Annotated in this window: 25 protein-coding genes; all 25 read right to left on the reverse strand. The window is 41.9% G+C overall.

The window, feature by feature from the left end; translation table 11 throughout:
• Positions 1-16: 16 nt before the first annotated feature.
• Complete coding sequence (gene wecB, locus ACLD71_RS19245) at positions 17-1141, reverse strand: non-hydrolyzing UDP-N-acetylglucosamine 2-epimerase (RefSeq protein WP_303552985.1); 1125 nt, start codon at positions 1139-1141, stop codon at positions 17-19.
• 191 nt (positions 1142-1332) lie between these two features.
• Positions 1333-2436, reverse strand: a complete 1104-nt coding sequence (gene wecA / locus ACLD71_RS19250; protein ID WP_303552984.1) for a UDP-N-acetylglucosamine--undecaprenyl-phosphate N-acetylglucosaminephosphotransferase — start codon at positions 2434-2436, stop codon at positions 1333-1335.
• A 39-nt stretch (positions 2437-2475) separates the two neighbouring features.
• The gene (locus ACLD71_RS19255) at positions 2476-3444 is read right to left on the reverse strand and encodes a Wzz/FepE/Etk N-terminal domain-containing protein (RefSeq protein ID WP_303552983.1); all 969 of its coding nucleotides are present in this window, start codon (positions 3442-3444) and stop codon (positions 2476-2478) included.
• Positions 3445-3497: 53 nt separating this feature from the next.
• On the reverse strand, positions 3498-6302 hold the full coding sequence (locus tag ACLD71_RS19260) for an SLBB domain-containing protein (protein ID WP_411991698.1): 2805 nt from the start codon (positions 6300-6302) through the stop codon (positions 3498-3500).
• Between the two features lie 188 nt (positions 6303-6490).
• A complete protein-coding gene (locus ACLD71_RS19265; RefSeq protein ID WP_303514353.1) occupies positions 6491-7006 on the reverse strand; it encodes an outer membrane beta-barrel protein in 516 nt (171 codons plus the stop codon).
• 228 nt (positions 7007-7234) lie between these two features.
• A complete protein-coding gene (locus ACLD71_RS19270; RefSeq protein WP_411991699.1) occupies positions 7235-8224 on the reverse strand; it encodes a DHH family phosphoesterase in 990 nt (329 codons plus the stop codon).
• A gap of 28 nt (positions 8225-8252) precedes the next feature.
• On the reverse strand, positions 8253-8861 hold the full coding sequence (gene cysC, locus ACLD71_RS19275; protein WP_303514349.1) for an adenylyl-sulfate kinase: 609 nt from the start codon (positions 8859-8861) through the stop codon (positions 8253-8255).
• Positions 8862-8894: 33 nt separating this feature from the next.
• Positions 8895-10622 carry an SLC13 family permease gene (locus ACLD71_RS19280; protein ID WP_411991700.1) on the reverse strand — a complete coding sequence of 576 codons (1728 nt, stop codon included), beginning with the start codon at positions 10620-10622 and terminating at the stop codon, positions 8895-8897.
• Positions 10622-12043 (reverse strand): sulfate adenylyltransferase subunit CysN, encoded by a 1422-nt coding sequence (cysN, locus tag ACLD71_RS19285; RefSeq protein WP_411991701.1) that lies wholly within the window; start codon positions 12041-12043, stop codon positions 10622-10624. Before cysN ends, ACLD71_RS19280 begins: the two co-directional genes overlap by 1 nt.
• Positions 12044-12152: 109 nt before the next feature.
• The gene (cysD, locus tag ACLD71_RS19290) at positions 12153-13058 is read right to left on the reverse strand and encodes a sulfate adenylyltransferase subunit CysD (protein WP_411991702.1); all 906 of its coding nucleotides are present in this window, start codon (positions 13056-13058) and stop codon (positions 12153-12155) included.
• 243 nt (positions 13059-13301) lie between these two features.
• Entirely contained in the window at positions 13302-14375 is a 1074-nt protein-coding gene (gene rfbB / locus ACLD71_RS19295) for a dTDP-glucose 4,6-dehydratase (protein ID WP_411991703.1), read from the reverse strand.
• Between the two features lie 21 nt (positions 14376-14396).
• Positions 14397-15266, reverse strand: a complete 870-nt coding sequence (gene rfbA / locus ACLD71_RS19300; RefSeq protein WP_303552979.1) for a glucose-1-phosphate thymidylyltransferase RfbA — start codon at positions 15264-15266, stop codon at positions 14397-14399.
• 31 nt (positions 15267-15297) lie between these two features.
• Positions 15298-16299 carry a response regulator gene (locus tag ACLD71_RS19305; RefSeq protein ID WP_303552978.1) on the reverse strand — a complete coding sequence of 334 codons (1002 nt, stop codon included), beginning with the start codon at positions 16297-16299 and terminating at the stop codon, positions 15298-15300.
• Positions 16300-16512: 213 nt separating this feature from the next.
• Positions 16513-17286, reverse strand: a complete 774-nt coding sequence (locus tag ACLD71_RS19310) for a VacJ family lipoprotein (RefSeq protein ID WP_137671374.1) — start codon at positions 17284-17286, stop codon at positions 16513-16515.
• Positions 17287-17447: 161 nt separating this feature from the next.
• On the reverse strand, positions 17448-18704 hold the full coding sequence (ccmI, locus tag ACLD71_RS19315; RefSeq protein ID WP_411991704.1) for a c-type cytochrome biogenesis protein CcmI: 1257 nt from the start codon (positions 18702-18704) through the stop codon (positions 17448-17450).
• The gene (locus ACLD71_RS19320; protein WP_411991705.1) at positions 18704-19174 is read right to left on the reverse strand and encodes a cytochrome c-type biogenesis protein CcmH; all 471 of its coding nucleotides are present in this window, start codon (positions 19172-19174) and stop codon (positions 18704-18706) included. The genes ccmI and ACLD71_RS19320 overlap by 1 nt, the downstream gene beginning before the upstream one ends.
• Positions 19175-19176: 2 nt before the next feature.
• Complete coding sequence (locus ACLD71_RS19325) at positions 19177-19707, reverse strand: DsbE family thiol:disulfide interchange protein (protein ID WP_137671377.1); 531 nt, start codon at positions 19705-19707, stop codon at positions 19177-19179.
• Complete coding sequence (locus tag ACLD71_RS19330; RefSeq protein ID WP_137671378.1) at positions 19708-21702, reverse strand: heme lyase CcmF/NrfE family subunit; 1995 nt, start codon at positions 21700-21702, stop codon at positions 19708-19710.
• Between the two features lie 10 nt (positions 21703-21712).
• A complete protein-coding gene (ccmE, locus tag ACLD71_RS19335) occupies positions 21713-22207 on the reverse strand; it encodes a cytochrome c maturation protein CcmE (RefSeq protein ID WP_137671379.1) in 495 nt (164 codons plus the stop codon).
• Positions 22204-22410, reverse strand: coding sequence for a heme exporter protein CcmD (gene ccmD, locus ACLD71_RS19340; protein ID WP_303514323.1), 207 nt, complete (start codon positions 22408-22410; stop codon positions 22204-22206). The genes ccmE and ccmD overlap by 4 nt, the downstream gene beginning before the upstream one ends.
• 5 nt (positions 22411-22415) lie before the next feature.
• Positions 22416-23168 carry a heme ABC transporter permease gene (locus tag ACLD71_RS19345; RefSeq protein ID WP_411991706.1) on the reverse strand — a complete coding sequence of 251 codons (753 nt, stop codon included), beginning with the start codon at positions 23166-23168 and terminating at the stop codon, positions 22416-22418.
• 34 nt (positions 23169-23202) lie between these two features.
• Complete coding sequence (gene ccmB / locus ACLD71_RS19350) at positions 23203-23868, reverse strand: heme exporter protein CcmB (protein ID WP_411991707.1); 666 nt, start codon at positions 23866-23868, stop codon at positions 23203-23205.
• The gene (ccmA, locus tag ACLD71_RS19355; RefSeq protein ID WP_411991708.1) at positions 23868-24503 is read right to left on the reverse strand and encodes a cytochrome c biogenesis heme-transporting ATPase CcmA; all 636 of its coding nucleotides are present in this window, start codon (positions 24501-24503) and stop codon (positions 23868-23870) included. Before ccmA ends, ccmB begins: the two co-directional genes overlap by 1 nt.
• Positions 24504-24911: 408 nt before the next feature.
• On the reverse strand, positions 24912-25337 hold the full coding sequence (locus tag ACLD71_RS19360; protein WP_137671384.1) for a DUF2802 domain-containing protein: 426 nt from the start codon (positions 25335-25337) through the stop codon (positions 24912-24914).
• On the reverse strand, positions 25338-25826 hold the full coding sequence (locus ACLD71_RS19365) for a chemotaxis protein CheW (protein WP_016401689.1): 489 nt from the start codon (positions 25824-25826) through the stop codon (positions 25338-25340).
• Between the last annotated feature and the right edge of the window lie 38 nt (positions 25827-25864).

Here is a 25864-nt window from a genome sequence, read left to right on the forward strand (position 1 = left end):
TATACTTCTCGTCAAATTATTTTGCTAGAACATCTAGAATTCGTTGGCACGCTTTACCATCACCATAAGGGTTATGGGCAAAGCTCATCGCTTGATAAGCTTTTTTATCCAATAACAACTCGCTTAGATTGCTTGTTATCGTTTCCACATCTGTACCAACCAACTTTACAGTACCCGCTTCAACTGCTTCAGGCCTCTCCGTCGTATCACGCATAACTAATACTGGTTTACCTAAGGAAGGAGCCTCTTCTTGAATGCCACCTGAGTCAGTTAAAATAATGTGAGCACGGCTCATTAAATAAATGAATGGTAAATACTGTTGAGGTTCAATAAGGTGGATATTTTCAATACACGCAAGAATACGGTTAACTGGTTCGCGGACATTAGGGTTCAAATGCATAGGATAAACAATTTGAGCTTCTGGGTGCTTTTGTGCAGTAAAAGCTAAGGCTTTACAGATACGCTCGAAGCCGCTACCGAAACTTTCACGACGGTGACCAGTAACCAAAACTAATTTCTTATTTTCTTCCAAAAATGGGAATTGAGCTGATAGAGTTGCGTTCAAGTCTTTATCTGAATCTATTTTATTTTTTACCATCAACAACGCGTCAATCACTGTATTACCAGTAACGCTAATATTTTCTGAATTAAAGTTCTCTTTTTGAAGATTTTCTTGTGAGGTTGTCGTCGGCGCAAAGTGGAAATGGGTTAACGCGCCCGTTAATCGGCGATTACCTTCTTCTGGCCACGGCGAGTAAATATTCCCGGTACGAAGACCAGCTTCAACGTGTCCCACAGCGATTTGCTCATAGTAAGCAGCTAAACTCGCAGCAAACGTTGTTGCTGTATCCCCATGAACTAAAACAACATCAGGCTTAAATTCTTGAAGGATAGGTTTTAGCCCTTGAACAATACGAGCTGTCACATCATTGAGCGTTTGGCCTGCTTTCATTAAATTCAGGTCATAATCTGGCGTTAGTTCGAACAACTCAAGCACTTGGTCTAGCATTTCTCTATGCTGTGCGGTTACACAACACTTCGAATCATAACGTTCATCTATGTAAAGTGCGTGGACGAGTGGTGCCATTTTAATAGCTTCTGGACGAGTGCCAAAAACCGTAAGAATTTTTTTCTTAACCATTATCTTCTCTTTGATAACTCATAACTTTCGTATTTCGTGAACTAGAGTTTATGACAGTTTATAATTTTTCTATGACAAAGCTATTGAAACGTGCGACTAAAAATCTTGTCTAGTTTTGTCTCGTACCTAAAAGTTTTAACGACCAATAATACTCTATAAACCAATAGTTAAAATAGCTCTTAAATAATTAGCTAACTAGACAATTTAATTCGGTTCAATCTCCGCATTCTTCTAAAAGCATTAACCTTACGGAACGCTTTCAGTAGTCGCCACACATTCTTTAATGCAGTTAAATATCCGATAAATATAAATAAAAACAATCCAAAAGACAGCCAATCCGGAGTATTTAAACAATTAAGTAATACTCCAACCATAGAGATGCTAAAACTTAATAAAGTAATGCACATTAACGTTTGCTTTGAGGTAAAACCTGCTCGCATAAAAATATGATGTAGGTGATCTCTATCAGGTTTAAATGGGGATAAGCCTTTGCGTTTTCGCCTAATCATTACCCCAGCCATGTCCATGAGTGGAATAGCAATAACCCACAAGGCCGTTACTGGTTTAAATGCGGGCGCTTCTCCTTGCGAGCCAATAGCCAAGAGCCAAACTACACTCAAGCCTACAAACATTGAACCTGCATCACCCATAAATATTTTAGTGCGCTTAGGATTATCTGCTCGGCTAAGGTTAAAAATCAGGTACGGAATCAGCGCAACAACTAGGCAAAGTGCAATCCAAGATTCAAGCACAAAACCTTCTATAATAAATAGCAATGAAAGGGATAACATACTAGTGAAGGTAACTCCCCCTACCAAGCCATCTATTCCATCTACCATATTGTAAGCATTTATAGCCCCCATTATTGCCAGATAGGTAAAAGGAACTGCCGCCCAACCAAGATGAATATCACCCATTACCAATAAGTTACCTAAGTTTTCTATACGGTCACCACTCGCAAACATCATCACACTAGCTGCAACTATTTGGCAGAACATCCGCAGGCGTACGCTAAGATCGTACTTGTCGTCCAGTATACCTACTAACAGAATTCCACCTGAAGCGAGTAAAAAATACTTGAACGAAATATCATAACCTTGGGCAATTATCAGTAAAGACAATACAAAACCTATATAAACAGCAATACCTCCTATTAGAGGTATTGAGCCTACATGAAGCTTACGCTCATTAGGCTTATCAACTAGCTCATGCTTAATAGCTATAGGTTTTAGCACCTTTATCGCACTATAAGTACCGATAAAAGCAACAAATAAAGACAATATGAAAGTACTCATAAGAAACTGTCACTGTAGACAATGAAAAATTGACGACAACTAGTCATTGTCACCTCCTTTTGCGAAATGGCGTACCAATACAATCATCACACCCAACAATCCGCCCAATAAAGAACCCAATACACAAATTAAGGCTCTTTTGGGTTTTACTTTTTGCTCCGCGACTACGGCGGGGTCGACCACTTTGAATACAAAGTCACCATTAGCCTCAGCAAGCATTAAGGTTTTGGTTTGTTCTTCGATAAGCTGGTAAAAAACGGTTTGCATTTGTGCGACTGAAGTTTTACCTAACTGTTCGGTTAGATAACTTATATTAGCCGTGGTTTCTTGCTGAGAACGCAGCCTCATGACTTGATTTATGTCTTTAATCAACCAAGTTACCCATTGTTGGGCAACTACTGGGGAAATATGCTCTGCCGCTATAGTAATTAATCCGGTCTCTTTATCTGTAGCCACACTTAGCACTTCTTCAATGAACACCCCATGACTTTCTTGCATTGAAGGTTCAGCTTTTTTTGGTGCTTTTACTTCTCTAAGCCATTTCCTTGTATGAATATCGTAGATTTCTGGATCATAGGCTAATTGGCCGCTTACAGCATTCCAATCATTCGCAGCAAGTAAATCAACCTTGATACCATATCTAGTTACAAATTCACTAAAAAATTGCCGCGACTTTAATACTTCAATAGCTAGCGTGGTTTGGTCAGTTCCACCACCGCCGCCGAGGTTAATCCCAGCCAGTGAAGCCAAACCACCAAATTGAGAAGCCATACCGCTCAATTTGTTGCTTTCTTGATTAGATGCAGCTAACAGCGCACTCGCACGATAGATATTAGGTTGATTTATCGCGTATATAACAGCAGCGAACGAAAACAACACCGTACAAGCAATGATCAACCACTTTCCACGCCAAATAACCGAGAACAGCTCGCGCAGATCGATTTCGTCTTCAGCGGCTTCAAAATAAGCTGGTTGATATGCTTGTTGTTGCTGTACTTGTTGAGTCATAAGTCTCTAAAAATTTCTGTTGATTTAATACTTTATGTGAAGTTAGTTCCGCGCTACTTGTTAATCGCGTTATACGCTACACCAATTTGATATAGAATCTGGGTAGCGGCTGTCCAAGTACTTAGCGCATCACGGTAATCTGTATCGATAGGTACCACGATTGTGTCACCGGGCTCTAAAGGTTGCTTATTATTTTTAAACCAAAAGCCTGATTCTGGCTTATACACTGAACCATTTGCTCTAACTACGAATACTCGATCTTCGTCAGCTTGTTTTTTAGCTCCGCCAGCAAAGTTTATATAATCTTTAAAGTTATATTCGTCATTCAACAAGTACGAAGTAGAAATTTGCACTTCGCCCATTATAGTTACCGTGTTGCGGTACTGCGGTACGTAAAGCAAATCTTGATCTTCTAACATGAAATCTTTAGAAGAGTCATTTAGAAGAATAGAAGGTAGGTCAACAACCATACGACCGAGCGCTTGGGTTCCGCTCATCTCTTGAATTAGCTCAAGCTGTTCTGTTGGGCTAGAAGACGACGTGAAACTACCCGGCCCGCTTTGGCGTAGGCTTTTCTTAGCCACTTCTTGGCGAATACCTTCAGCGTAAGAATCGAGTTGTTTTTGTTCCCTTACTCGTAGTGCCTCACGAGTGAAAACAGCGCCGTCTTGGTGGGCATATTCGGTTAAGCCACCAGCACGTTCGACCAAATCACCAAGTGTTTCACCTCGTTTAATCACATACGTGCCGGGGAATCTAACTTCGCCCTGTAAGCTAATGGTTCGTTGTTTTCTAAGATTTGGAATAGCCAATACATTTAGGCGGTCTCGCGCTTGCAGTACCAAATTTTGTTCTGGGTTATTTTGAAGAACATCGTTTAAGTCTAAACGAAGTAAGGTGACATCCGCATTTGCATCATGAACAATAGTTCGAGTTAGCTCACTATGCAGCGCATAAGCGCCATTTTTTAGTCCGCCAGCTGCTTCAATAAGATCTTTAAGGGTGTTTTTATTAGTGATGGGATAGATCCCTGGAAATTTAACTTCACCAAACACTTCTACAACATTTAACTCTCTATTCGCACTAGACTGTTCTTGCAACATGATTAGTACTGGAGCTAATAATTTCTCGCGAGTTGAATTAAGAACCTTTTCTATTTCTTCTACTGGGGTATCGGTAATTCTGGCAATTCGCTCTATTTCAGTTTCAACCTTTGGTTGATTGCTTCTAGATTGCATACCTTGCACTGAGCTTGGTTGCTCGCCAGGCACCTGCAGACTTGAGTTTTGCTGCTGGCTATTTTGTTGTTGAACATTTTGATTTTGTGCTACTGATTGGTTTGGTACAAAGCCGACTGGCTGTGCGCCAACAGTTTGATTAGCTACCTGTTCTGCATTTTCCATTTTTGCATTAAAGCTTGCGGCATCAGCACTGAGTAGATCCTTTTCTTTCGCACCAATTTGAAAGGCTTCACTAAATAGCTCCAAATCATATTTGGTAAATACCAATATTTCATCTTCTGGTTTTAACAAAATATTATCAATTGAATGCTTTTCGGTAATTGCTTGTTCTAGGTTTACCTGAAGTACAGAAATAGTTCGGTCATCAGCTTTACGGATAATCAAACTATAATTTAAATCACTACTGTTATTTAAGCTTCGGTGAATACTGGGAAACAAGTCAGCTATTCGCTGTCCTTTACGCCACTGGTAGCGGCCATCGCGTGCTACATTACCTTTAATCGATACATAGTTTTGAGTGCGTTTTGCAACTTGCTCAATCGTTAAAAAATCACCATTTTGTAGGTTTTTTGATAAATCCGCTTTAGCATTCAAATCCAGTGTTACTAAGTCAATTAAACCTTCGTGAGTAATACGCTCAAATCGCGCTGATTTTTTGTAAGCCTTAGTTGTATAACCGCCGGCTAGCTTGATTAGCCCATCTACATTTTCAGTACCCGAAAGCTCGTAAATGGCAGGCCTTACCACTTCGCCTTCTACACTTACCGTATCACCGAGAGGGCCTACGAAAATCACATCGCCATTGCGCAGTTGTAAATCGTTGCTGGTGTCACCTTTGATAAGGAGGTCGTAAACATCAAATCGGCTAATCAGCTGCCCATCACGCAGTAGTCGAATATCACGTAGGCTGCCTTGTTGATTAATACCGCCACTCGCATAAAGAGCATGGGTAATGGTAGACAAAGAACTCACTAAATACTTGCCAGGTTGATAAGCATCACCCAGTACAAATACTTCTACCGTGCGTAGCTCACCCATAGTGATATTGCTACGAACGCCAATCTTCTTTTCTTTGACTTGCTGACTAAGTAATTCTTTTACTTCATCAAAAGTTAAACCCGCTACATAAACAGGCCCTAACTCTGGGAAACTGATGCTACCATGGCGATTAACCCTAAATTCAAATGTACTGTTTTCTTTACCAAATAGTTGAACATTAAGAGAGTCACCAGGGCCAAGCCGATAATTGTCGGTAACCGGGATATTGTTTAGGGGTGCAAAAGTGGTCGGCTGGGTAGCAAAGACATCTAAACCAAAACGCTGTAATTCTTTAGTTTCTCCAGCACTATTTTTATCTGCTAGAGCCTGCTGTTCAGCTTGTAAGTCACGCTTTTGAGGAAGCTGAGGAGTAACCACCTGATTGGCTTTATTTTGCGAAGCACCACCAGATGAAAATTGGGAAATATCTACGCCATACTGGCGAGCTAATGCAGCCTGTTGGTCAGCCGGTAGATTCTTCAACATTTGCATTTGATCTGGGCTAAGGTTCATAGCGACGACAATATTAGATAAGCCTAACAAGCAAACAACAATGAGACGTCTTAGTCCAAATTTCATTCCGAATTCTTCTCTTTCTTTTAGCAAAAATTTTAGATTATTGTATCGTTCTTAATGACAAGTGCGATAATACTTCAAATAGCATCTTTACGTAAACTTACATTTGGCATTCAGCCTTCTAAAAGCCAATTAATAAACAAAATGTATGTTATCTGTTCACTTATGCTAAACACATGCGCCCTTAGGGACTAAAAGCGATATTGAAAGGCCATATTCACTCCACCGATTTTTGCATTGTCACTGTTCAAACTACTCAGATACTCTAAAGTGATGGCGCTACTTTTACTCAAGGCATAATGACCACCTAAACCAAAACTCATCCCAGATTCTGTACTAGAACCGACATTCTGTTGATCGAGTTTAGCGCTTGAGCCGCCCAGTAAGCCGTACATAGCTATTTGCTCTGTTAGCGGAATGTTTCCCTTAACCAATAGTGAGGCCAGCCCGTCGATTGATATACCACCTGAACGCCCTGTAGATACACCATAACGACCTTCTACAGCTAAGTAATCGTTGAAGTAATGGCCGACTTGAGCTTGCAAGACCCACGGTTTGCCTTCTTGACTAGAAGAACCTTCAGCGGTGTATTCTGCGGAGGTATACGAGAAAATGGCTCCAGCATATGTATTAGCTTGAGCGCTAGTGCTAATAGATAGAAAAGCGAAGATTGAAAATAGAATTTTTATACGTTTCGACGTAAACACGAGCTTATCCCTACACTCAACTAATAACCGGGCGAGAGTATAACACAGCAAAATTTACGTTAAACCGAAGAAGGCAGCTGTTACTTTAGATGAAATATCAATCAAGCCTAATAATTCAACCACTATTCATTGTTAAAACAATAAATTACATAACGGTACAGTTTTACGAAGCGGTAGGTTTAATTGATTTAAATTTGACACAAAGCAAGTATAAAGAGTATCGACAGGTTAAATATTAGTCTTTTGATCCAACGATTTAACGCAGTAGAAACTTTCTATATCAGACACAAGTGAATTGAGTGACGCTAAAGGGAAGTTATTTATACCCGCCGACGATTCGCGTCCCCCACCCGTATCGTACTTTGCACAAATGTCACCAGCGCCATACTTTTTACTAATTGGAGATCGCAGGCTAACCACTGAAGTGTCACTATTGCGTTTTGTTAATATTAAATGTGCTCTAGATGGGTCAGAGTTTGCTAGTTCATTGCCCAAAACACCGCTTACCCTTCTAGCCCAGCTTGAATTCGGTAAAATAACTACTTTTAAACTAGAAGACTGATAATGAGGAGAGACACTTTTAGCTAAAGACATGTCTTGTTCATAGGCTTTTTTAAGCTCACGAAAAGGCGAGTTTGGATCAGTTATTACGTCAAATGGAGAGTGGTATGAACGTAATTGATTAAACAGCTCCGCCGGCGCAAAGTGAAGGTCTTCAATACTTGAACCATAGCCATTATAGTTAACCAATACACCAAGTTCTTTTAGTTGATTGCGCTGCTCTTTATTTAAGCCCTCTGCCTCGGCAAGCTCATTAGCTTTAGCAATCAAGTTATCGCCGTAAGCTGCCGCAATAGCCCAATGGCGATACTTACCTTTTAGCTTTGCATCCACTAGCAATGCAGTACACATGTCGGCGCTGGTATCTATTTGAGCAAAAAGATTATCGTGCTGTGGAATATCACCAGCACGGTGATGATCGAAATATTCAACCTGCGCGCCAAGGTCTAAAGCTTGCTTTAGGCCAGCTTGATTTTTCTCCATGGATATATCTAATACTGTCACTTGGTCAGCTGCTTTAAACTCAAAATCATTCATCAACTGATTATCTCGTTTAACTCCAGTGACCAAAATGCTGTCTTTAGGCTCATTCAAGCGCAGTTGAATCAGAGAGATAATCCCGTCCGCATCACCATTAAATATATCGATATGTCTCAACAGAAGCTCCTTACAATCAGCCCGTAGCTTAGGCTTTAATAATGCCAGCGCTTACTAATGCGGCAACAACATACTCGGCGCACTGTTCTATAGACTTGCCATCTGTGTTTACATGCACATCCGCCTGCTCTGGTGCTTCGTAGGTAGAACTTATACCGGTGAAGTTTTTAATTTCGCCACTGCGCGCTTTTTTGTACAGACCTTTTGGATCTCTTTGCTCGCACACTTCTAAAGGCGTATCAATAAATACTTCGAAGAACTCACCGGCATCGAGCTGATTTCGAACTAAGCTACGATCAGCCTTAAAAGGGGAAATAAAGGCAGTAGAAACAACTAGGCCTGCATCAACAAAGAGCTTAGCCACTTCACCAATTCGGCGAATATTTTCAACCCTGTCCGTATCAGAGAAACCTAAGTCTCCATTTAGACCATGTCGAACGTTGTCACCATCAAGCACGTAGGTATGAACACCACGTTGATACAACAAATAATCTACGGCATTAGCAATGGTTGATTTGCCAGAGCCACTTAAGCCAGTAAACCAAAGCACACAAGGTTTATGGCCTTTTTTCATTACACGCAGCTCACGATTAACGCTATGGTTATGCCAAACTACATTTTCACTTTTGATGTCCATGTTCACCCTACTCAATTCTATATAACTAACGGCCTATAATGGAAAGACCATTGGAACCAATGTTAATACTACTGCGCCATATACAACAGCTACAGGAAAACCTAATTTTACAAAGTCTCGCAGGCTATAGCGCCCTGCGTTGTAAACCATCAAATTTGTTTGATAGCCGTAAGGACTCACGAAGCTGGCACTAGCCGCAAACGCGACTGTCATTACAAAGGTCATGGGGTTAGCGCCTAAGGCATTAGCTAAACCATAAGCTACAGGAAACATCAAGGCAGCAGCTGCGTTGTTCGTCACCAGTTCGGTGAATATCCAGGTAAGCAGGTACAACATAAACAAGCTAATAAAGATCCACTGGCCGTCTATACCACCATTAAAAGCGCTTTCTAAAAGCTCTACCAAACCTGCGTTATGCATCGCTTGCGATAACGCCAAGGCAGAAGCGACTATCAACCAAATTTCCTTGGGGAAGCGCCTCACTAATTCGCTAGGCGTTAAACACCTGAAGAAAATCAAGCCACCGAGCAATAGCACCATGGCTTTAAATAAGCTAATCAAACCAAGAGCTGCACTGCCAACCGCAAGTATATAACCACCAATGGCAATAATTTCAGAAAGTCCATTTAAGCGAGTATCAGGTTCAACACCACTCACTACAATAAAGTTCTTCGCTAAATTGGTTCTCGATTTAAAATCGCCACCCACCGCCAATACTAAAAAATCACCCGCTTGAAGCGTAGCTTCACCAAGCTTGCCGGATACCCGCTCTCCATCGCGTTTTATAGCCACTACGGCAGCATCAAACCGAGCTCGAAACCCTGCACCCTTTAAACTTTTGCCTACTAACATGCTTTCCGGTCGAATAACCACTTCAGTTAGATTCGACCCTAGTAAGCCGTTTGAATCAGCAAAAGTTTGTAAGCCTGAGAATTGATTTAACTGCATTACCTTAGTGACATCACCACTAAAGATTAAACGATCGCTTTGTTGCATCACTTCGCTAGGAGCAACAGGGCTAATTAGTTTTCCATCTCGAACGATTTCGACTAAGAATAAAGACTCTAAGTGGCGTAGACCATTCTCTTCAACACTTTTACCAATGAGTGTTGAATCTGCTTGAATTTTTGCGTCAATAAAATAACGATGGTAATGATTTTCTTCGCGTTTATGGTCAGGCAAATAACGCGAGAAAAAGGCTAAGGTGATGCCGCAAAAAACCACTGCCACTAAGCCAATTAAGGTAAAATCAAAAAAACCCAAGCTTTCGCCAGTGCTCTCAATTAACAGACTATTTACGATAAGGTTCGTCGAAGTACCAATCAGAGTTAGTGTGCCACCCAGGATAGCCGCGTAAGACAAAGGTAACAATAAGCGACTGGCGCTGTGATAAGGGTTGTTACGAATAGGGGCTAATAGCGTTGCTACAACGGCAGTATTATTAAGCGCTGCTGATGACAACACCGTGGTTGAGAACAGCCTTATCCAAGTAACACGTAGTGAAGGCTTAATAATGGATGCGGCCAATACTCTTAGTAAGCGGGTTTTTTCCAAGGCAATAGAACACAACATCAATAGTACCAAGGTCATTAAACCTTGATTAGATACGCTATCAAGAAGCTGCTCGGTACTGACTAAGTCCAGTACAAACAGCAACAGCATTACCCCACCAAATATTTTAGCGGGGTACTGCTGATAGCGTATTAAAGACGCAATGGTGCCAACGAAAATCACCGACACCATTATTGCCTGAATGCTCATTACTTAAGTAAATCGCTTAAGTCTTTAGCATCCCAATGTGGGAAGTGTTTGCGAACCAAGGCGTTAAGTTCTAGTTCAAAAGCAGAGAACTCATGCTGTTGGCTTGCTTCTTCTAAGTTACCTTTGGCTTTTATTACACCCGCACCCACAGTTACATTAGAAATACGGTCGATAATAATGAAAGAACCCGTCCCTTTGGCCATATCGTAAGCGTCAAAAGCGACCTGTTGGCTGAATTGGATTTGGCATACACCAATCTCGTTCAAGCCTAAACGTACAGCTTCCTGCTCATCTAAGGTGTTTACGTCAATTTGGTGTTCAATTTTAGCCACAGAGCCAGACGTTGTTTTAGATGCCAGTTTAAAATCGTACTGTTTGTTAGCGATAAGCGGCTCTTCAGCCATCCACACTATGGTAGCTTCTGCACTGCTCGCTACCCAAGGTTTATTATTGTTATGCACCAGCATGTTACCGCGGCTAGCATCAATTTCATCTTCTAGGGTAAGCGTTACCGCCATTGGCGCATATGCTTCTTCTAACTCACCGTCAAAAGTAACAATGCTTTTAACTTTTGAGGTCTTACCCGATGGCAGCGATGTTACTTCGTCACCTTTGCGAACAACACCCGAACTGATTGTTCCGCAAAAACCACGGAAATCTAAATTAGGGCGATTGACATATTGCACAGGGAAACGAAAATCATCGAAGTTTTGACCCGCACTAATAGGTGCCGATTCAAGCATGCCCATCAACGTTTCGCCATGATACCAAGCACTTTGCTCACTACGTTCAACAACGTTATCGCCATTAAGCGCAGAGATAGGCACGAACTTAATGTGTTCTATGTTTAGGTTCTCAGCAAACTTTTGATACTCGGCTTTAATTTCTTCAAAACGCGCTTCAGAAAACTCAACTAAGTCCATTTTGTTAATAGCTACAATGACTTGCTTAATGCCAAGAGTTGAAACAATAAAGCTATGCCGACGAGTTTGAACCTGCACACCGTAACGAGCGTCAATCATCACAATCGCTAAGTCACAGTTAGAGGCACCTGTAGCCATGTTTCGAGTGTATTGCTCGTGCCCTGGAGTGTCGGCAATAATAAACTTGCGTTTATCGGTCGAGAAATAGCGATAAGCAACGTCGATAGTAATGCCCTGCTCTCGCTCAGACTGCAAGCCATCAACCAACAGGGCTAAATCAAACTCACCATCAGTGGTATTAAACCGCTTAGAGTCATTTTTAATGGTGGCGAGTTGGTCTTCAAAGATCATCTTTGAATCATGCAACAAGCGACCAATTAAGGTGCTTTTACCGTCGTCTACGCTACCGCAGGTTAATAAACGCAGTAGTTGCTTTTGTTCATGCTGTTGTAAATACTCTTCAATATCTGAAGCGATCAGTGCTGATTGATGAGACATGTTTCCCTCACTTTCCTAGTTATTTACTAGGCTCATAAATTCTGTTCTAAAAACGCCAAACGTTTGCTTGGCAAAAATGCTACTTGGTACGATTAACTAGACAATTACGTTAAAAGTAACCTTCCATCTTTTTCTTCTCCATTGAGCCGGCACTATCATGATCAATCACACGGCCTTGTCGCTCAGAGGTTTTGGTCAGCAGCATTTCTTGAATAACTTCTTGCAAAGTGGTGGCTTCAGACTCAACCGCGCCGGTTAATGGGTAACAGCCTAAAGTACGGAAACGCACCATTTTGTGCTGTATTTCACCCTCTTCTATAGGCATACGGTCATCATCAACCATAATCAAGGTACCATCGCGCTCTACAACGGGACGCTTTTGAGAAAGGTAAAGAGGCACAATATCGATGTTTTCTAAAAAGATGTATTGCCAGATATCCAGCTCAGTCCAGTTAGATAGCGGGAATACACGAATACTCTCGCCCTTATTCACTTTTGAGTTATAGGTGTTCCATAGCTCTGGTCGTTGTGACTTTGGATCCCAGCGATGGTTTTTATCGCGGAATGAATAAACACGTTCTTTAGCGCGAGATTTCTCTTCATCGCGGCGTGCACCACCAAAGGCTGCATCAAACTGGTATTTATTGAGGGCTTGCTTCAAACCTTGAGTTTTCATCACATCGGTATGCACAGCACTACCATGCGTAAATGGACCAATGCCCATTTCCATACCCTCAGGGTTTTTATGCACTAGCAATTCAAAATCATATTTTTTTGCCATGTGGTCGCGAAACTGGATCATTTCTTTAAATTTCCAGTCGGTATCCACATGAAGCAATGGGAAAGGTATTTTTCCTGGGTAAAAAGCCTTGCGCGCTAAATGAAGCATTACCGCGGAGTCTTTACCCACAGAATAGAGCATTACCGGGTTGTCAAATTCAGCCGCTACTTCGCGAATGATATGAATACTCTCGGCTTCTAATGCTTTTAGATGAGTTAAATTATAATTTTCCATTTAGTCTTCAGCTCTTAGTTCGTTATATCGTAATCGAATATAAAACAAGCTCAGACTAACTGATAAAGCTAGCTACTACTAGTAACCGCTCTATAACATTATGCTACTTTTAATAACTTGTGATTCTAAGGCTATATGAACTTCTGCATTCAGGAACGTGATGTAAGGAATACCTAGGTTTTGTGTCGTATAAAAAATAGAGATGGATGGTTGAACAACAGAACCTTTAAAACTCTGTTTTCACTAAAGTGCTTTCAACCAATTTTGAGCGCTTAAATACCAATCAATAGTAAGTTCAATGCCTTGTTCAAAAGACACCGATGGAACGTAGCCTAATTCTTGTTGAGTTTTTCTAGCATCAATTGCATATCTGCGATCATGCCCCGGTCTATCATCAACAAAACTAATTAACGATTCCGCTTTACCTGCAATAGCGGCTTTAGCCAGTGGATACTGACTAGCCAATTCAGATGATTTTTTGAAACGACGGTTCAATAATTGGCAAACCAACTTTACAATATCAATATTTGCCCACTCATTATTACCACCGATATTGTAGTTTTCTCCTATTCGCCCTTTATTTAGAACCAGCTCGATACCTCGAGCATGATCTTCCACAAAAAGCCAATCTCGAACTTGCATCCCATCACCATAAACAGGCAAAGTTTTGTCGCCTAGTATATTAGTAATCACTAATGGGATGAGTTTCTCAGGAAAATGATAAGGACCGTAATTATTTGAACAATTAGAAGTAGTTACTTTCAAACCGTAAGTATGGTGATAAGCGCGAACTAGATGATCGCTTGCAGCCTTGCTTGCTGAATAGGGCGAGTTAGGTGCATATTGGCTGTTTTCCGAAAAAGCGGGGTCGTTGGGACCAAGTGTTCCGTATACCTCATCTGTACTAACGTGGTGAAACCGATGCACTAACGACGGCATACCCAAGATATTAGGGTTATCAATCCAAACCCTTTTTGCTGCTTTTAATAAACTGTAGGTTCCTATAATGTTAGTTTCGATAAAAGCATCAGGTCCGGTAATCGAGCGGTCGACATGAGACTCTGCAGCAAAATGAACAATGGTATTAAGTTTTTCTTCATCTAACAAACTCGCCACTAAATCAGTATTACAAATATCTCCAAGCACAAATTTAAAATTTGCGTGACTTTCAACCTTAGCAAGACTCACTTTATTCCCTGCATAAGTCAGAGAATCTAAAACAACAAGTTGATCTTTAGGGTGATGTTGTAACCAATAGTGCACAAAGTTAGCGCCAATAAAGCCCGCTCCTCCGGTTACCAACATTCGTTTATTCATATAAAGACTCACTATCAGGGCTTAAGGTACAAGTGCATTTAGGTATTTACCATAGGAGTTATTGAGCATTGGCTCAGCTAATGCTTTTAGTTGTTGAGCGCTAATTAATCCAAGTCGATACGCTATTTCTTCTGGACAGCAAACTTTCAAACCTTGTCGTTTCTCCAAAACGGCAATAAACTGTCCAGCTTCAAGCAAAGAGTCATGAGTACCCGTGTCTAACCATGCGCTACCGCGACCGAGTAACTGAACTTTTAATAACCCTTGTTCCAAATATAAGTTTATTAGATCTGTAATTTCTAGTTCACCGCGCTTGGAAGGTTTAAGCTGTTTAGCTAAGTTAACCGCTTGATTATCAAAAAAATAGCAACCAGTAACCGCAAAACTTGATTTGGGCACTTCTGGCTTTTCCTCGATAGACAACACTTTTCCATTTTTATCAAACTCAACCACACCATATCTTTCTGCATCTGTTACATGGTAACCAAAAACGCACGACCCTTCTCTTTGTTTAGCAGCAGAGCTTAAAGCTAGAGATAAACCCTGTCCATAAAACAGATTGTCACCTAAAACTAAGCATGTAGGATTGCCATCCAGAAAGGTTTCTGCGATTAACAATGCTTGAGCAATACCATCTGGGGAATTTTGCACTGCATATTCAAATGTTACTCCCCACTGGGAGCCATTACCTAAAAGCTTTTGGAAACGGGGAAGATCGTCAGGCGTAGAAATGATTAAGATTTCGGTGATCCCCGCTAGCATCAATGTGGCTATTGGATAATAGATCATCGGCTTATCATAGATAGGCATTAGTTGTTTACTAATCACTTGGGTTATGGGGTATAAGCGAGTCCCAGAACCCCCAGCTAAAACTATTCCTTTACGTTTCAAAGCAACCTCTAAAAATCTCAGATAAATGAATTCAGCTTACCGGAAATAACTTCAGGTTTATTCGATCATCAGCGAGGTTTTTGAAACGTAAGCTAAAGCCGATATCAGAAAGCTTACTAATCGACTCGAGATAGTGAGCTTCGGCATTTAAGCCCAAGGCTAAACCGGGGTGGGCGGTATTAAACGGCGCTGGTGCGTCTAACAGACCAGCGTTGGCAAACAATACTTGGTCATGTTCAATAATACCGTACAAACAGGCCACAGGAGCACGTAAATCTGCCGCTTTAATGATTCGATTTAAGTTACTTAAGGCTTCACTGGGTTGTAATGCTGTGGGGTCGTTGACTAAAAAGCGATTCCACATGTCTTGGAAAAAGCCATTAATGATCACAGCAGCAACTACGCCTTCATCGCCCAATAAACAAATATCTACCACCAAAAAGCCTACGTGGTTTTCATCAATTTGTTTAATAATTGGGAATAAGGTTTGGCCTTTTAAGCGGTAATGACAAAAAAAACCAATCACTTCCTGAGTTGCTTCTGGCAAAATCTCTCGTAACACTAAACTTGCTTGGGCATCGTTGGTTTTGAAGTGAACTTTATGTTCATCGAACTCAGCAAACTCCATTTGCAAACTATGGTCATCAGCCATTGAGAGATTGGAGAGAATGGTATGAGTAAGTTCGTTAAAGTCAGTTAAGGGTTTAACTAGGAAATCACAAGCCCCTAATTGCAGTACTTTTCGCAAATCGGCCATGGAGCTTTTTCCAGAAATAACCACAACGCTGCCGTTGTAATTATCTAAGCGCTGCAGCAGCTCTACCCCATTCATACGGGGCATCATTAGATCCATCAAGATAATGTCGTAGTGCTGCTGAGCAATTGCGTCTAAAGCTTGTAAACCATCTTCAACAACCCCAACCATTGCACCCTGCTGGGTTAAAAAGGCAAGCAGCTGCTGACGAAAAACAACTTCATCCTCAACAACCAAAATAGAAATTCCATACAGTGGATTATCGTCCCGCTGTTGCATTCCCCGTAAACTTCCCTTTATTAATTAATAAGTTAGTAAGAGACCAATGGTCTAATCAGTTGACTATATAAGTAAATTGTAAATAACGCTAGTTAGCGAGTTCAAAATTTATAACTTATAGAAAGAAACCATGAGCCATCAAATAAAAGTAAACACAACTCTCTGCGTAGATCGCTTTTTCTGCAACTGCAACTGGTTGATACCATAGCTTAGTTAATATTCTTCGATCTCATCTAAATAATCTTCTAAAGCTGAATCTATGTCTTCTTTAGAACTGGTAGGCGGTTTACCGTTATAAAAACGATATAAACGATATTGCAGGTAGGCATCTTTTACGAAAGTATAGCTGTCAAGGGAGTTGTCTAGCAAAGGTTCTTGTTCAATGACAGATGCACGTTTATAGAGACCATCTAAGCCCCATTTAATCACTTGTTCTGCAAACGTTAGATTAGTCAGCGGTGAAGCAAATGCATCAACCCAATCACCCACTTCTTTACGTACAGTGGTAGGTCCGAGTACAGGCAACATTACGTAGGGACCTTCTGGCACACCATAAAAGCCCATCACATCGCCAAATTCTTCTATGTCACGCTTTACACCTGAGCGTCCCATTAGATCAAAAACACCAAAAATGCCAAAACTAGAATTAAACAAAAAGCGAACTAAATTATTAGAGGCGCGTTCGACTTTGCCTTGCAATAAATGGTTGGCAAAACTCGCAGGCTCTTCTAAGTTTCGAATAACATTATTCATCGCTTCGCGTAATCCAAAAGGAATATACTCTGCGTAAACGTGAGTGACTGGTCGGTAAAGCGGTTTGTCTAAGTAGTTATAATTGAAGTTCCACATGCTTCGATTGAAGCTTTCAAAGGGGTCGGAAAAATCTTGATAAGGCTCAGGAAGTTCTTCAACTTCATTTGCTGATGTTGAGAATGCAGTTGAAAAAATAGCGCTAAACATCGCAAAAGCTATAACAACACTACGCACCCAGTGCCCCTTCCTTGGTCTTGTACTACTCGCAAAACTAAACAGTGATAGCTAGTTGCGACACAAATAAAAAAGGTTGCTAAGCAACCTAAGTTTATTATGGCACCGATAGCCTAATGTGAATAGTAAAAACTATTATTGCTTACAGTATTAATACAAAGTTATAGCTGGGTATCAATGACTAACTGTATTGGGCTATCACCACCTTGAGATATAGCAGAAGATTTTCCTTCCCAATCACCATCGGTAGTTTGTACATTATTGTCATACGACAAACGCGCGGTAATGTAGAAGTCCCCTTGCTGCGACAACTTCAACCCTTCCATCATGCTATCACTGTCGGATAAGTTCACCGTAACAGGGAAGCGAGGGTGAGCAACCTTTTTAGCCGCTAAAGGCATCGGCGGGCCATTTACCGATTTAGCAAACACAAACAAAAAGCTAGAATCTGGTACCGCTAAGCCATCTTTAACATCAACGGTAATACTATAACTAGGTCCACTTGGTACTACTGGGTCAACACTCACAACTTCAGCTGGCCGAGATTGCTGCTGAGCGTCAATTTGTCCTTTAGCAAACTCGATGCTTTGTCCAAGCATTTGATAACGTTCAGAGTCTACATCAACCAAACCTTGCATTGTTTGCCAGCGGTCTATCGCTAACTGAAACTGTTGCTGCTCTAAAGCCATAAATGCATATAACGACCATAACTCTAACTGGCTCGAGTCTTTTTGTAAGGCTAGCACCAAAATTCGCTCTGCTCTTGCCGCTTGATTTGGCTCGCCGCTGTAGAACAAAGACTGAACATACACAGCCACAATATTGGCGCTGTTAGAGTCACGCATATAAGCTTGTTCTGCTGCATCCATCATAATATCTAAACGATTAAGTGCTTGGCCGACTTTAGCTAACAAAAACCAACCACGAGTATCTGAAGGATCGTTATGCAATTTAGTTCGCAAGCCCAATGCGAAGTTCGACAAATCTTGCTCGGTTACTTCTCCTCCCTCACCAAGTAACACTTTATTACTTAGCTCGGGCATTTGTTGAACAATGTCTTGCCAATCTTGAACTTGTTTTGAACCGCCTAGGCTTGCATACATACCAATAGATAAAGCGATAATAAACACCACACCAGGAATCGCTACCCAAGCTGATACATGAGATTGCTCTTTGGCTGTTTCCTCAGGAATATCGTCTAACAAATTGTGCTGTAGTTCACTCACTAGCACGTCACTGTCTTCGGTTAAACCTTGTTGGTTTTCTTGCTCAATTTCAACTAAGCGGTCTTTATAGAGAGTTTTATTTAACTCAGTTTGGGTGACCGACTTCGATTGTCTTTGCTTCCAAAGCGGCAACACTATTATTGCTAACGCTACAATAGTAAGAACGGTGGCAGCTAACCAGAATACTGTCATTATTTCTTTTGCTCCGTTTGTTTAAGCAACTCTGCTAAGCGTTGTTGTTCCTGTGAATCTAACTCTGGCTGAGCGCTTTTTTTACGCCTGGCTAAGCGCCAAACTGTAAAACCACCAATAAAAATAATGCCAATAGGAGCTAACCAAAGCGTTAGTACTGCAGGTGTTAGTGGTGGGTCGTAACGAACAAAATTGCCATAACGCGCCACCATATAATCTAGAACTTGCTGTTTATCACTACCCGACTTCACCATTTGATAAGTCTTTTCCCGTAAGTCTTGGGCTAAACCAGCATTTGAATCAGAGATATTATTGTTCTGGCACTTAGGACAACGTAGTTCACGGGTTAACTCCCTAAAAAGCTCTTCTTGCTCTGGAGAATCAAACTCATGTGCCTCAATCGCAGCATTGGCCACTATTGGCACACAAAAACATAAGGCGACCAGAATACTTCGTAGATGTTTGTTCATCGTTACTCCAAGCCACTAAAAATAGGACCGAGGGTTTCTTGCCAGTTACGAGCGTTCACGTCGCCCACATGGCGATAACGAATAACACCTTGGCTATCAATAAAGTAAGTCTCAGGTGCACCGTATACCCCTAAGTCGAGAGCGAGTAAGCCCTTACCATCGTACAAGTTCACTTGATAAGGATTGCCTAATTGCTCTAACCACTTAATTGCTTTGCTTCGGTCGTCTTTGTAATTAAGGCCGACAATTTTTACGCCTTGTGCCGCTAACGAATTCAAGAAGGTATGCTCCGCTCGACAGGTTGGGCACCACGTTGCCCACACATTCAACAACAGAGGCTGCCCTTTGAAAATAGCAGCGTCATGTTGTTTGTCTTGCTGATAAATATCCTGCAAAGTGAATTGAGGCACTGGCTTACCAATAAGTACCGACTCAAGCTCTGTGGCATCGCTATATAAACCGCGATATAAAAACACCGCCATAAACAAAAATGCGATCAGTGGCAAAAGGAAATACATCGCGCGTTTGTTCACTTACGACTCCTCCGCTAATGCTTTAGCTTGAGCAGGAGTTTTGTCACTCAACTGCTCTTGTTTCACTTTAAAGCGGTAACGTTTATCCGCCATAGCAAAAATGCCACCAATAGCCATAATGATAGAGCCTAACCAAATCCAACGAATAAATGGCTTGTAGTACAAGCGTACAGCCCACGCACCTCCGGGCAATTGCTCACCCATTGCAGCATAAAGGTCTCGCCACAAGCCAGCGTCAATGGCTGCTTCTGTCATCATATTGCGCTGCACACGGTAGAAACGTTTTTCTGCGCGTAAAGTAGTAGCAAGCTGTTCGCCTTTGTATACGTCAATCACCCCAACGTGACCTTCATAGTTAGGGCCAACTAAAGGGTTAACTTCTTTAAAGTGGAAACGATAGGCAGCGAAGGTAACCGATTCACCCGCCTCCATACGCAAATCGCGTTCAATACTGTAATGGCTAGTCATGGAAACACCAATGACCGTTACAGCCAAACCCAGATGGCCTAATACCATTGCCCAGTGAGAGCGGCTAAGTACTTTAACGCCTTTCATAAAGCTGTGGCGATGCGTTGCCCGTAAATACACTTCTAGGGCGGTACAAGCAATCACCCAAAAAGATAACACTAAGGCCATATAGGCTAAGGCATAAAATTTTGGCGCAAGCATTACCAGCAACAGTGCCGGAACCGCTAAACTAAACACAGCGATAAGGCTTAAAGACTTTTTAAGTGGTCGTATATCTTGACGTTTCCATCGCAGCAGCGGGCCAATGCCTAAAGCCAAAGCAAATGGCACAATCATCCAGCTAAACATTCTGTTAAAAAACGCTTCACCAATAGAAATACTGCCTAAGCCTATCTCTTTATGCACTAGCGGCAACAAGGTGCCTAGCAACACCACCACTAACGCCGCGATCAACAGGATATTGTTAATCAGCAAAAAGGTTTCTCGTGAAAACAAGCTATAACTACCACGGCTTTTAACTTGAGAGCCGCGAATAGCGAACAGCAGTAATGAACCACCAATCACTACTAGTAAAAAGCCTAGAATAAACAAGCCACGAGCAGGGTCACTAGCAAATGCATGTACCGAAACCAATACTCCTGAACGAACTAAAAAGGTACCTAATAAGCTAAGTGAGAAAGCTGAAATCGCCAGCAATACCGTCCAAGATTTAAACACTCCTCGCTTTTCAGTTACCGCTAAAGAATGCAACAAAGCAGTGCCCACTAACCAAGGCATAAACGATGCATTTTCTACTGGATCCCAGAACCACCAACCACCCCAACCGAGTTCGTAGTATGCCCACCAACTACCTAGTGCGATGCCTACAGTTAAGAATATCCATGCAGCCATTGTCCAAGGGCGAGACCAGCGTGCCCAAGTAGAATCTAAACGCCCGGCGAGCAGTGCAGCGATAGCAAAAGCAAAAGCTACGGAGAAACCTACATAACCCATGTACAGCAGCGGCGGATGGAATATCAAACCAACGTCTTGTAATAAGGGGTTTAAGTCTTGTCCATCAACCGGGAAGAACGGCAACGTTCTATCGAAGGGATTCGAAGTAAGCAGAATAAACAAATAGAAACCAACACAAATCATGCCCATAACTGCAACAACGCGCGCCACTGCATCTAAAGGCAAACCACGGCTAAACATAGCCACAGCAGCTCCCCAACCAGCTAAAATAAGTGCCCATAGCAATAGCGAGCCTTCGTGTGCCCCCCAAACTGCAGATAGTCGGTAATACACGGGCAGTTGACTGTTTGAGTTATTAGCCACATAAGCGACGGAGAAATCATTAATGGCAAATGAGTAACTTAATACCACAAATGACAAGCCAACAAAGGCGAATTGCCCCAAGGCCAGTGGTCGCGCCAACTTCATTAAGGCCACGCTATTTTTACTGGCGCCCCATAAGGGATAAACGCTTTGTAAAATAGCCAGAGTAACCGCCAAAATTAAGGCGTAATGTCCAAGTTCCGGGATCATAGTTCCGTCTCTAGTGTCCAGAGCCCTGAAGTTGGGCCTCTGTATATTCGGGTTTAAAGTGTTCCATTCCTTCTAACGCTTCTGCCACTTCCTGTGGCATATATTCTTCGTCATGTTTTGCTAGTACTTCAAATGCCGACACGGTGTTTGCATCTACTAACTCACCTTGTGCCACAATGCCTTGCCCTTCGCGGAATAAATCTGGAAGTATGCCTTCATAAAGTACCGTAACAATTCCTCCGCCAGCGTCACTAAGCTTAAAGCTAACTTGTAAACTAGTTTGTGAGCGTTCCACCGTGCCTGGTAGCACCAAGCCACCAATACGTAATCGTTGGCCGACCTCAGGTTTCACTTCTTGCTTGCCTTTGCCTTTCACAAGCTCCGTAGGTGTGTAAAACAAATCAATGTTCTGTTGCAAAGCAAATAGCAGTAAGCCGATTGACGCCCCCAATCCAAGTACAATGGCCAACACAATGGTTAAGCGTTTTTTACGTCTTGGGTTCATAAGCGTTCAGTTACCTCTTTTGCTGCTTGTACGCGTTGTTGGCGAGCCGATTGGCGTGCCACCGATTTAAAAATTGCATTACGTTTAACTATGCTATCTACCACAATGGCGATCATGGCTGCAGCACTAACACCAAACGCTAGCCATACATAAAATGCATAGCCGCCCATGGCTAAAAAATCACTGACTGATTCAAATTGCATGGCGTTCAACCTCTAGCCTGAGAGTGGCGATTAATAAGTTGTTGTACCCATGGTCTACGTTGCTCACGGCGTAATAGTTCTGTTCTAAACCTCACTAAACTCACTGCGCCCAAAAAAAACGTAAAAGCAGCAATGTTCAGCAACAAAGGCCATAACATGTCCGAATCTATTGAGGGTTTATCAAATTTGGTAATGGTTGCTCCCTGATGCAGGGTATTCCACCACTCTACTGAGTAGTGAATAATCGGCAGGTTAATAACACCCACCAAGCTTAAAATGCCTGCCGCTCTGCCGGCCATGGTTTTATCTGAGAACGCGTTATATAAGGCAATGACACCCAAATACAAAAACAGCAAAATTAATTCAGAGGTTAACCGCGCATCCCATACCCACCAAGCACCCCACATGGGCTTACCCCAAGCGGCACCGGTGAACAAAGCAATAAATGTGAATACCGCCCCTACTGGCGCAACAGCGGCTACGTACATATCCGCTTGCTTAATCTGCCAGACTAATCCAATAAAAGCAGCCACGGCCATAGAGGAATATGCACCCATCGACAAAATGGCTGAAGGTACATGAATATAGATGATACGAAAGCTATCGCCTTGTTGATAATCTGCTGGAGCAAAGGCTAATCCCCACACCAATCCAACAGCGAAACAAACAACGGCAAACACACTAAACCAAGGCACAAATTTACCGGCTAATTGGTAACTGGCTTCAGGTTTTGCGTAAGGATGTAACCATTTCCACATAATGGTATTTACTCTCTCACTTAATTAATTATATTTAGTTAATACTAACTTTTAGCGCGGCAGCGGTAGCAAAAGGAGCCAGTGTTAAGGCCAGTAAACTAATTGCCCCCATAATCGCTAAATGCCCTGCATAGGGCAAGCTTAAAGACGCAGCCTCAATCGCAGATGTCGCAAAAATAAGCACCGGTATGTAAAGCGGCAAGATAAGTAAGCTGAGCAATACTCCGCCTTTGCGTAAACCTACCGTTAACGCCACCCCAACCGAACCAATTAAACTTAAGACTGGCGTACCTAAAACCAAGGTATAGAACGTCGCTTGAAAACTTTGCCACTCTAGAGACAGCAATACTGCTAACAAAGGCGACAATAACAAAATAGGTAAGCCGGTGATCAACCAATGGGCGACAATTTTCGCTAAAGCAATCAAGGCCAACGGCGAGCCACCAATAATCATCTGCTCTAAAGAGCCATCAGCATAATCATCGCGAAACAAGCGTTCTAACGATAATAGCGAAGATAACAAAGCAGCAACCCATAAGATTCCGGGCGCTATTCTTGCCAATAACAAAGGCTCGGGGCCTACAGCGATAGGAAACAAAGTAATAACAATCAGAATAAACCACAATGGGTTTAGTACATCTGATTTTTGGCGAAAAGCAGCCAATAATTCGCGCTTAATGACTGTGATTAAAACCTGCATTATACCACCTCTTCAAAGGCGGGTTTTATCTCTAATACTCGATAATGCTCAGCAGCAATATTTAGTTCTTGGTGCGTGGTAAGCAACACCATCCCACCGGATTTAGCATGTTCGAGTATCACTTGTTCAAGATACGCTACACCCTGTTTATCAATTGCAGTAAAGGGTTCATCTAAGATCCAAAGCTTACATTTTACCAACCATAAACGCGCTAACGCTACGCGCCTTTGTTGACCAGCAGAAAGGTGAGCAACAGGCTCTTCTTCTAAGCCTGCTAGCCCTACTCGAGTTAACAAAGCATAGAGTTGCTCTTGCGCCAAACTTTGCCCGGCTAAGCCTAAATAAAATCTGAGGTTTTCTAAGGCACTCAACTCTGCTTTCACCCCTGCATGATGACCTAAATAAAGGCAATCTCGATGATAGCTGTCGGCATCTTGAGTAATAGAATGATCTTGCCAGATAATTTCACCACTTTCAGGGCGAGAAAGCCCTGCGATAAGCCGCAGTAAACTAGTTTTACCAGCCCCATTTGGGCCAGCTATTTGCAGTATTTCTCCTGGGAGTAAGGTAAAAGACAGCCCGTCAAACAATACCCGTTCTTCCCTTACACAACACAGTTCACTAGCTTTAAGCATCGATCATCATTTTGACAAAATAATTGCCTTGGATGTTACCACAGCTAACCATTAAATCTAACTTAGCCAGCTAAATTAACCTCATGCTTACAGCGCTTTGCAAGCTAAGTAACAAATATTCAAAGTTTATTTTAAGACCAACGAGTAAGTTAAAGCTCGCACCGAAAATATAATAATCAGCTATGGATAAATTCGTTTAAAACAGCACTATTAGTAATAGGAGCTGATTAGATAGCCACAAGGTGGAGTGTTGAAGACTAATCAAACGGAAGTAAACACATTAGCTCCGTTTGAAATATTAGTTGGTGGTAAATTGATTTAGGCTAAAAAAGTTGGCTAGAATCTAAGCCGACAAGTGCCTCTAAAGTCGCAATTATCAGAGCAGACCTGAGCCACTAAAAATAAAGCTTAGCTTACTTGGCCTTTCATCTTGTTACGCAAGCTAAGCAATAATTCAGCCTCAGCTTTTGGTAACTCACATTCGCGCATTACTTCTTCTAGATCCGCCCCTAATTCCACCAATTTAACAGCGCGTGTATATAACTTACTGTCTGGGTCTTGCGATTGAATTTGAGAGGTTCGCAAAAATGCTTGTTCGACTTGATCACTCTGGCGCTCAAGCTCTTTTACTAAAGAAGCGTTGGCAACATGCAGCTCTTGCAATTGCTTTTCAATAACTCGATGAGTCTTAAGAAGGTTTTTAGTCACCGTTTCTAAGCTGAGCATTTTGTTTTCACTTGCTTCAGCTTGCTGCCTTGCCTTACTAAGGAGCCAGAAGGCCCCACTAAGGCAAAGCACTGTTACCACTAGGGCAATAAGATTAATCCAATCCATTTATAGTGAGCTTACTTCGTCCCACTCTTCATCTGAAAGCAACTTGTTTAAATCCACTAGGATTAACAATTGACCATCACGATTACTTACTCCTTGAATAAATTTAGCACTTTCTTCAGTGCCTACATTTGGCGCAATATCAATTTCCGAAGAACGTAAATAAACCACTTCTGCTACGCTATCCACCAAAATACCAATCACTTGAGATTCAGCTTCAATAATAACAATACGGGAATTCTCAGTAATGTCTGATGACGGCAAACCAAAGCGCGAGCGAGTATCAATAACAGTAACCACGTTACCACGAAGATTGATAATACCGAGTACGTAGTTTGGTGCGCCAGGAACAGGAGCTATCTCGGTGTAACGCAGCACTTCTTGCACTTGCATTACGTTAATTCCATAGGTCTCACTTTCTAGTTGAAAAGTCACCCATTGTAGTACTTCATCTTCGGCAATATTTTCTGCGATATTACGCTGCTCGCTCATCTGCGTGTCCTTTTTGTTGTTCGTGAGTCCAATCGGAT

Origin of the sequence: Agarivorans sp. DSG3-1 (genome assembly GCF_046774965.1) — a bacterium.
In the GTDB taxonomy this organism is placed as follows: domain Bacteria; phylum Pseudomonadota; class Gammaproteobacteria; order Enterobacterales; family Celerinatantimonadaceae; genus Agarivorans.

What these genes read in the sequence shown, in the direction of transcription:
- ACLD71_RS19305 (WP_303552978.1), bottom strand. Translation starts at nt 16,299, where the DNA reads ATGCAACAGCGGGACGATAATCCACTGTATGGAATTTCTATTTTGGTT.
- ccmD (WP_303514323.1), bottom strand. Translation starts at nt 22,410, where the DNA reads ATGCAATTTGAATCAGTCAGTGATTTTTTAGCCATGGGCGGCTATGCA.
- ccmB (WP_411991707.1), bottom strand. Translation starts at nt 23,868, where the DNA reads ATGCAGGTTTTAATCACAGTCATTAAGCGCGAATTATTGGCTGCTTTT.
- ccmE (WP_137671379.1), bottom strand. Translation starts at nt 22,207, where the DNA reads ATGAACCCAAGACGTAAAAAACGCTTAACCATTGTGTTGGCCATTGTA.
- ccmA (WP_411991708.1), bottom strand. Translation starts at nt 24,503, where the DNA reads ATGCTTAAAGCTAGTGAACTGTGTTGTGTAAGGGAAGAACGGGTATTG.
- ACLD71_RS19365 (WP_016401689.1), bottom strand. Translation starts at nt 25,826, where the DNA reads ATGAGCGAGCAGCGTAATATCGCAGAAAATATTGCCGAAGATGAAGTA.
- ACLD71_RS19255 (WP_303552983.1), bottom strand. Translation starts at nt 3,444, where the DNA reads ATGACTCAACAAGTACAGCAACAACAAGCATATCAACCAGCTTATTTT.
- rfbB (WP_411991703.1), bottom strand. Translation starts at nt 14,375, where the DNA reads ATGAATAAACGAATGTTGGTAACCGGAGGAGCGGGCTTTATTGGCGCT.
- cysD (WP_411991702.1), bottom strand. Translation starts at nt 13,058, where the DNA reads ATGGAAAATTATAATTTAACTCATCTAAAAGCATTAGAAGCCGAGAGT.
- ACLD71_RS19360 (WP_137671384.1), bottom strand. Translation starts at nt 25,337, where the DNA reads ATGGATTGGATTAATCTTATTGCCCTAGTGGTAACAGTGCTTTGCCTT.
- cysN (WP_411991701.1), bottom strand. Translation starts at nt 12,043, where the DNA reads ATGTCTCATCAATCAGCACTGATCGCTTCAGATATTGAAGAGTATTTA.
- wecB (WP_303552985.1), bottom strand. Translation starts at nt 1,141, where the DNA reads ATGGTTAAGAAAAAAATTCTTACGGTTTTTGGCACTCGTCCAGAAGCT.
- ACLD71_RS19345 (WP_411991706.1), bottom strand. Translation starts at nt 23,168, where the DNA reads ATGTGGAAATGGTTACATCCTTACGCAAAACCTGAAGCCAGTTACCAA.
- ACLD71_RS19330 (WP_137671378.1), bottom strand. Translation starts at nt 21,702, where the DNA reads ATGATCCCGGAACTTGGACATTACGCCTTAATTTTGGCGGTTACTCTG.
- ACLD71_RS19320 (WP_411991705.1), bottom strand. Translation starts at nt 19,174, where the DNA reads ATGAACAAACATCTACGAAGTATTCTGGTCGCCTTATGTTTTTGTGTG.
- ccmI (WP_411991704.1), bottom strand. Translation starts at nt 18,704, where the DNA reads ATGACAGTATTCTGGTTAGCTGCCACCGTTCTTACTATTGTAGCGTTA.
- ACLD71_RS19280 (WP_411991700.1), bottom strand. Translation starts at nt 10,622, where the DNA reads ATGAGCATTCAGGCAATAATGGTGTCGGTGATTTTCGTTGGCACCATT.
- ACLD71_RS19260 (WP_411991698.1), bottom strand. Translation starts at nt 6,302, where the DNA reads ATGAAATTTGGACTAAGACGTCTCATTGTTGTTTGCTTGTTAGGCTTA.
- wecA (WP_303552984.1), bottom strand. Translation starts at nt 2,436, where the DNA reads ATGAGTACTTTCATATTGTCTTTATTTGTTGCTTTTATCGGTACTTAT.
- cysC (WP_303514349.1), bottom strand. Translation starts at nt 8,861, where the DNA reads ATGGACATCAAAAGTGAAAATGTAGTTTGGCATAACCATAGCGTTAAT.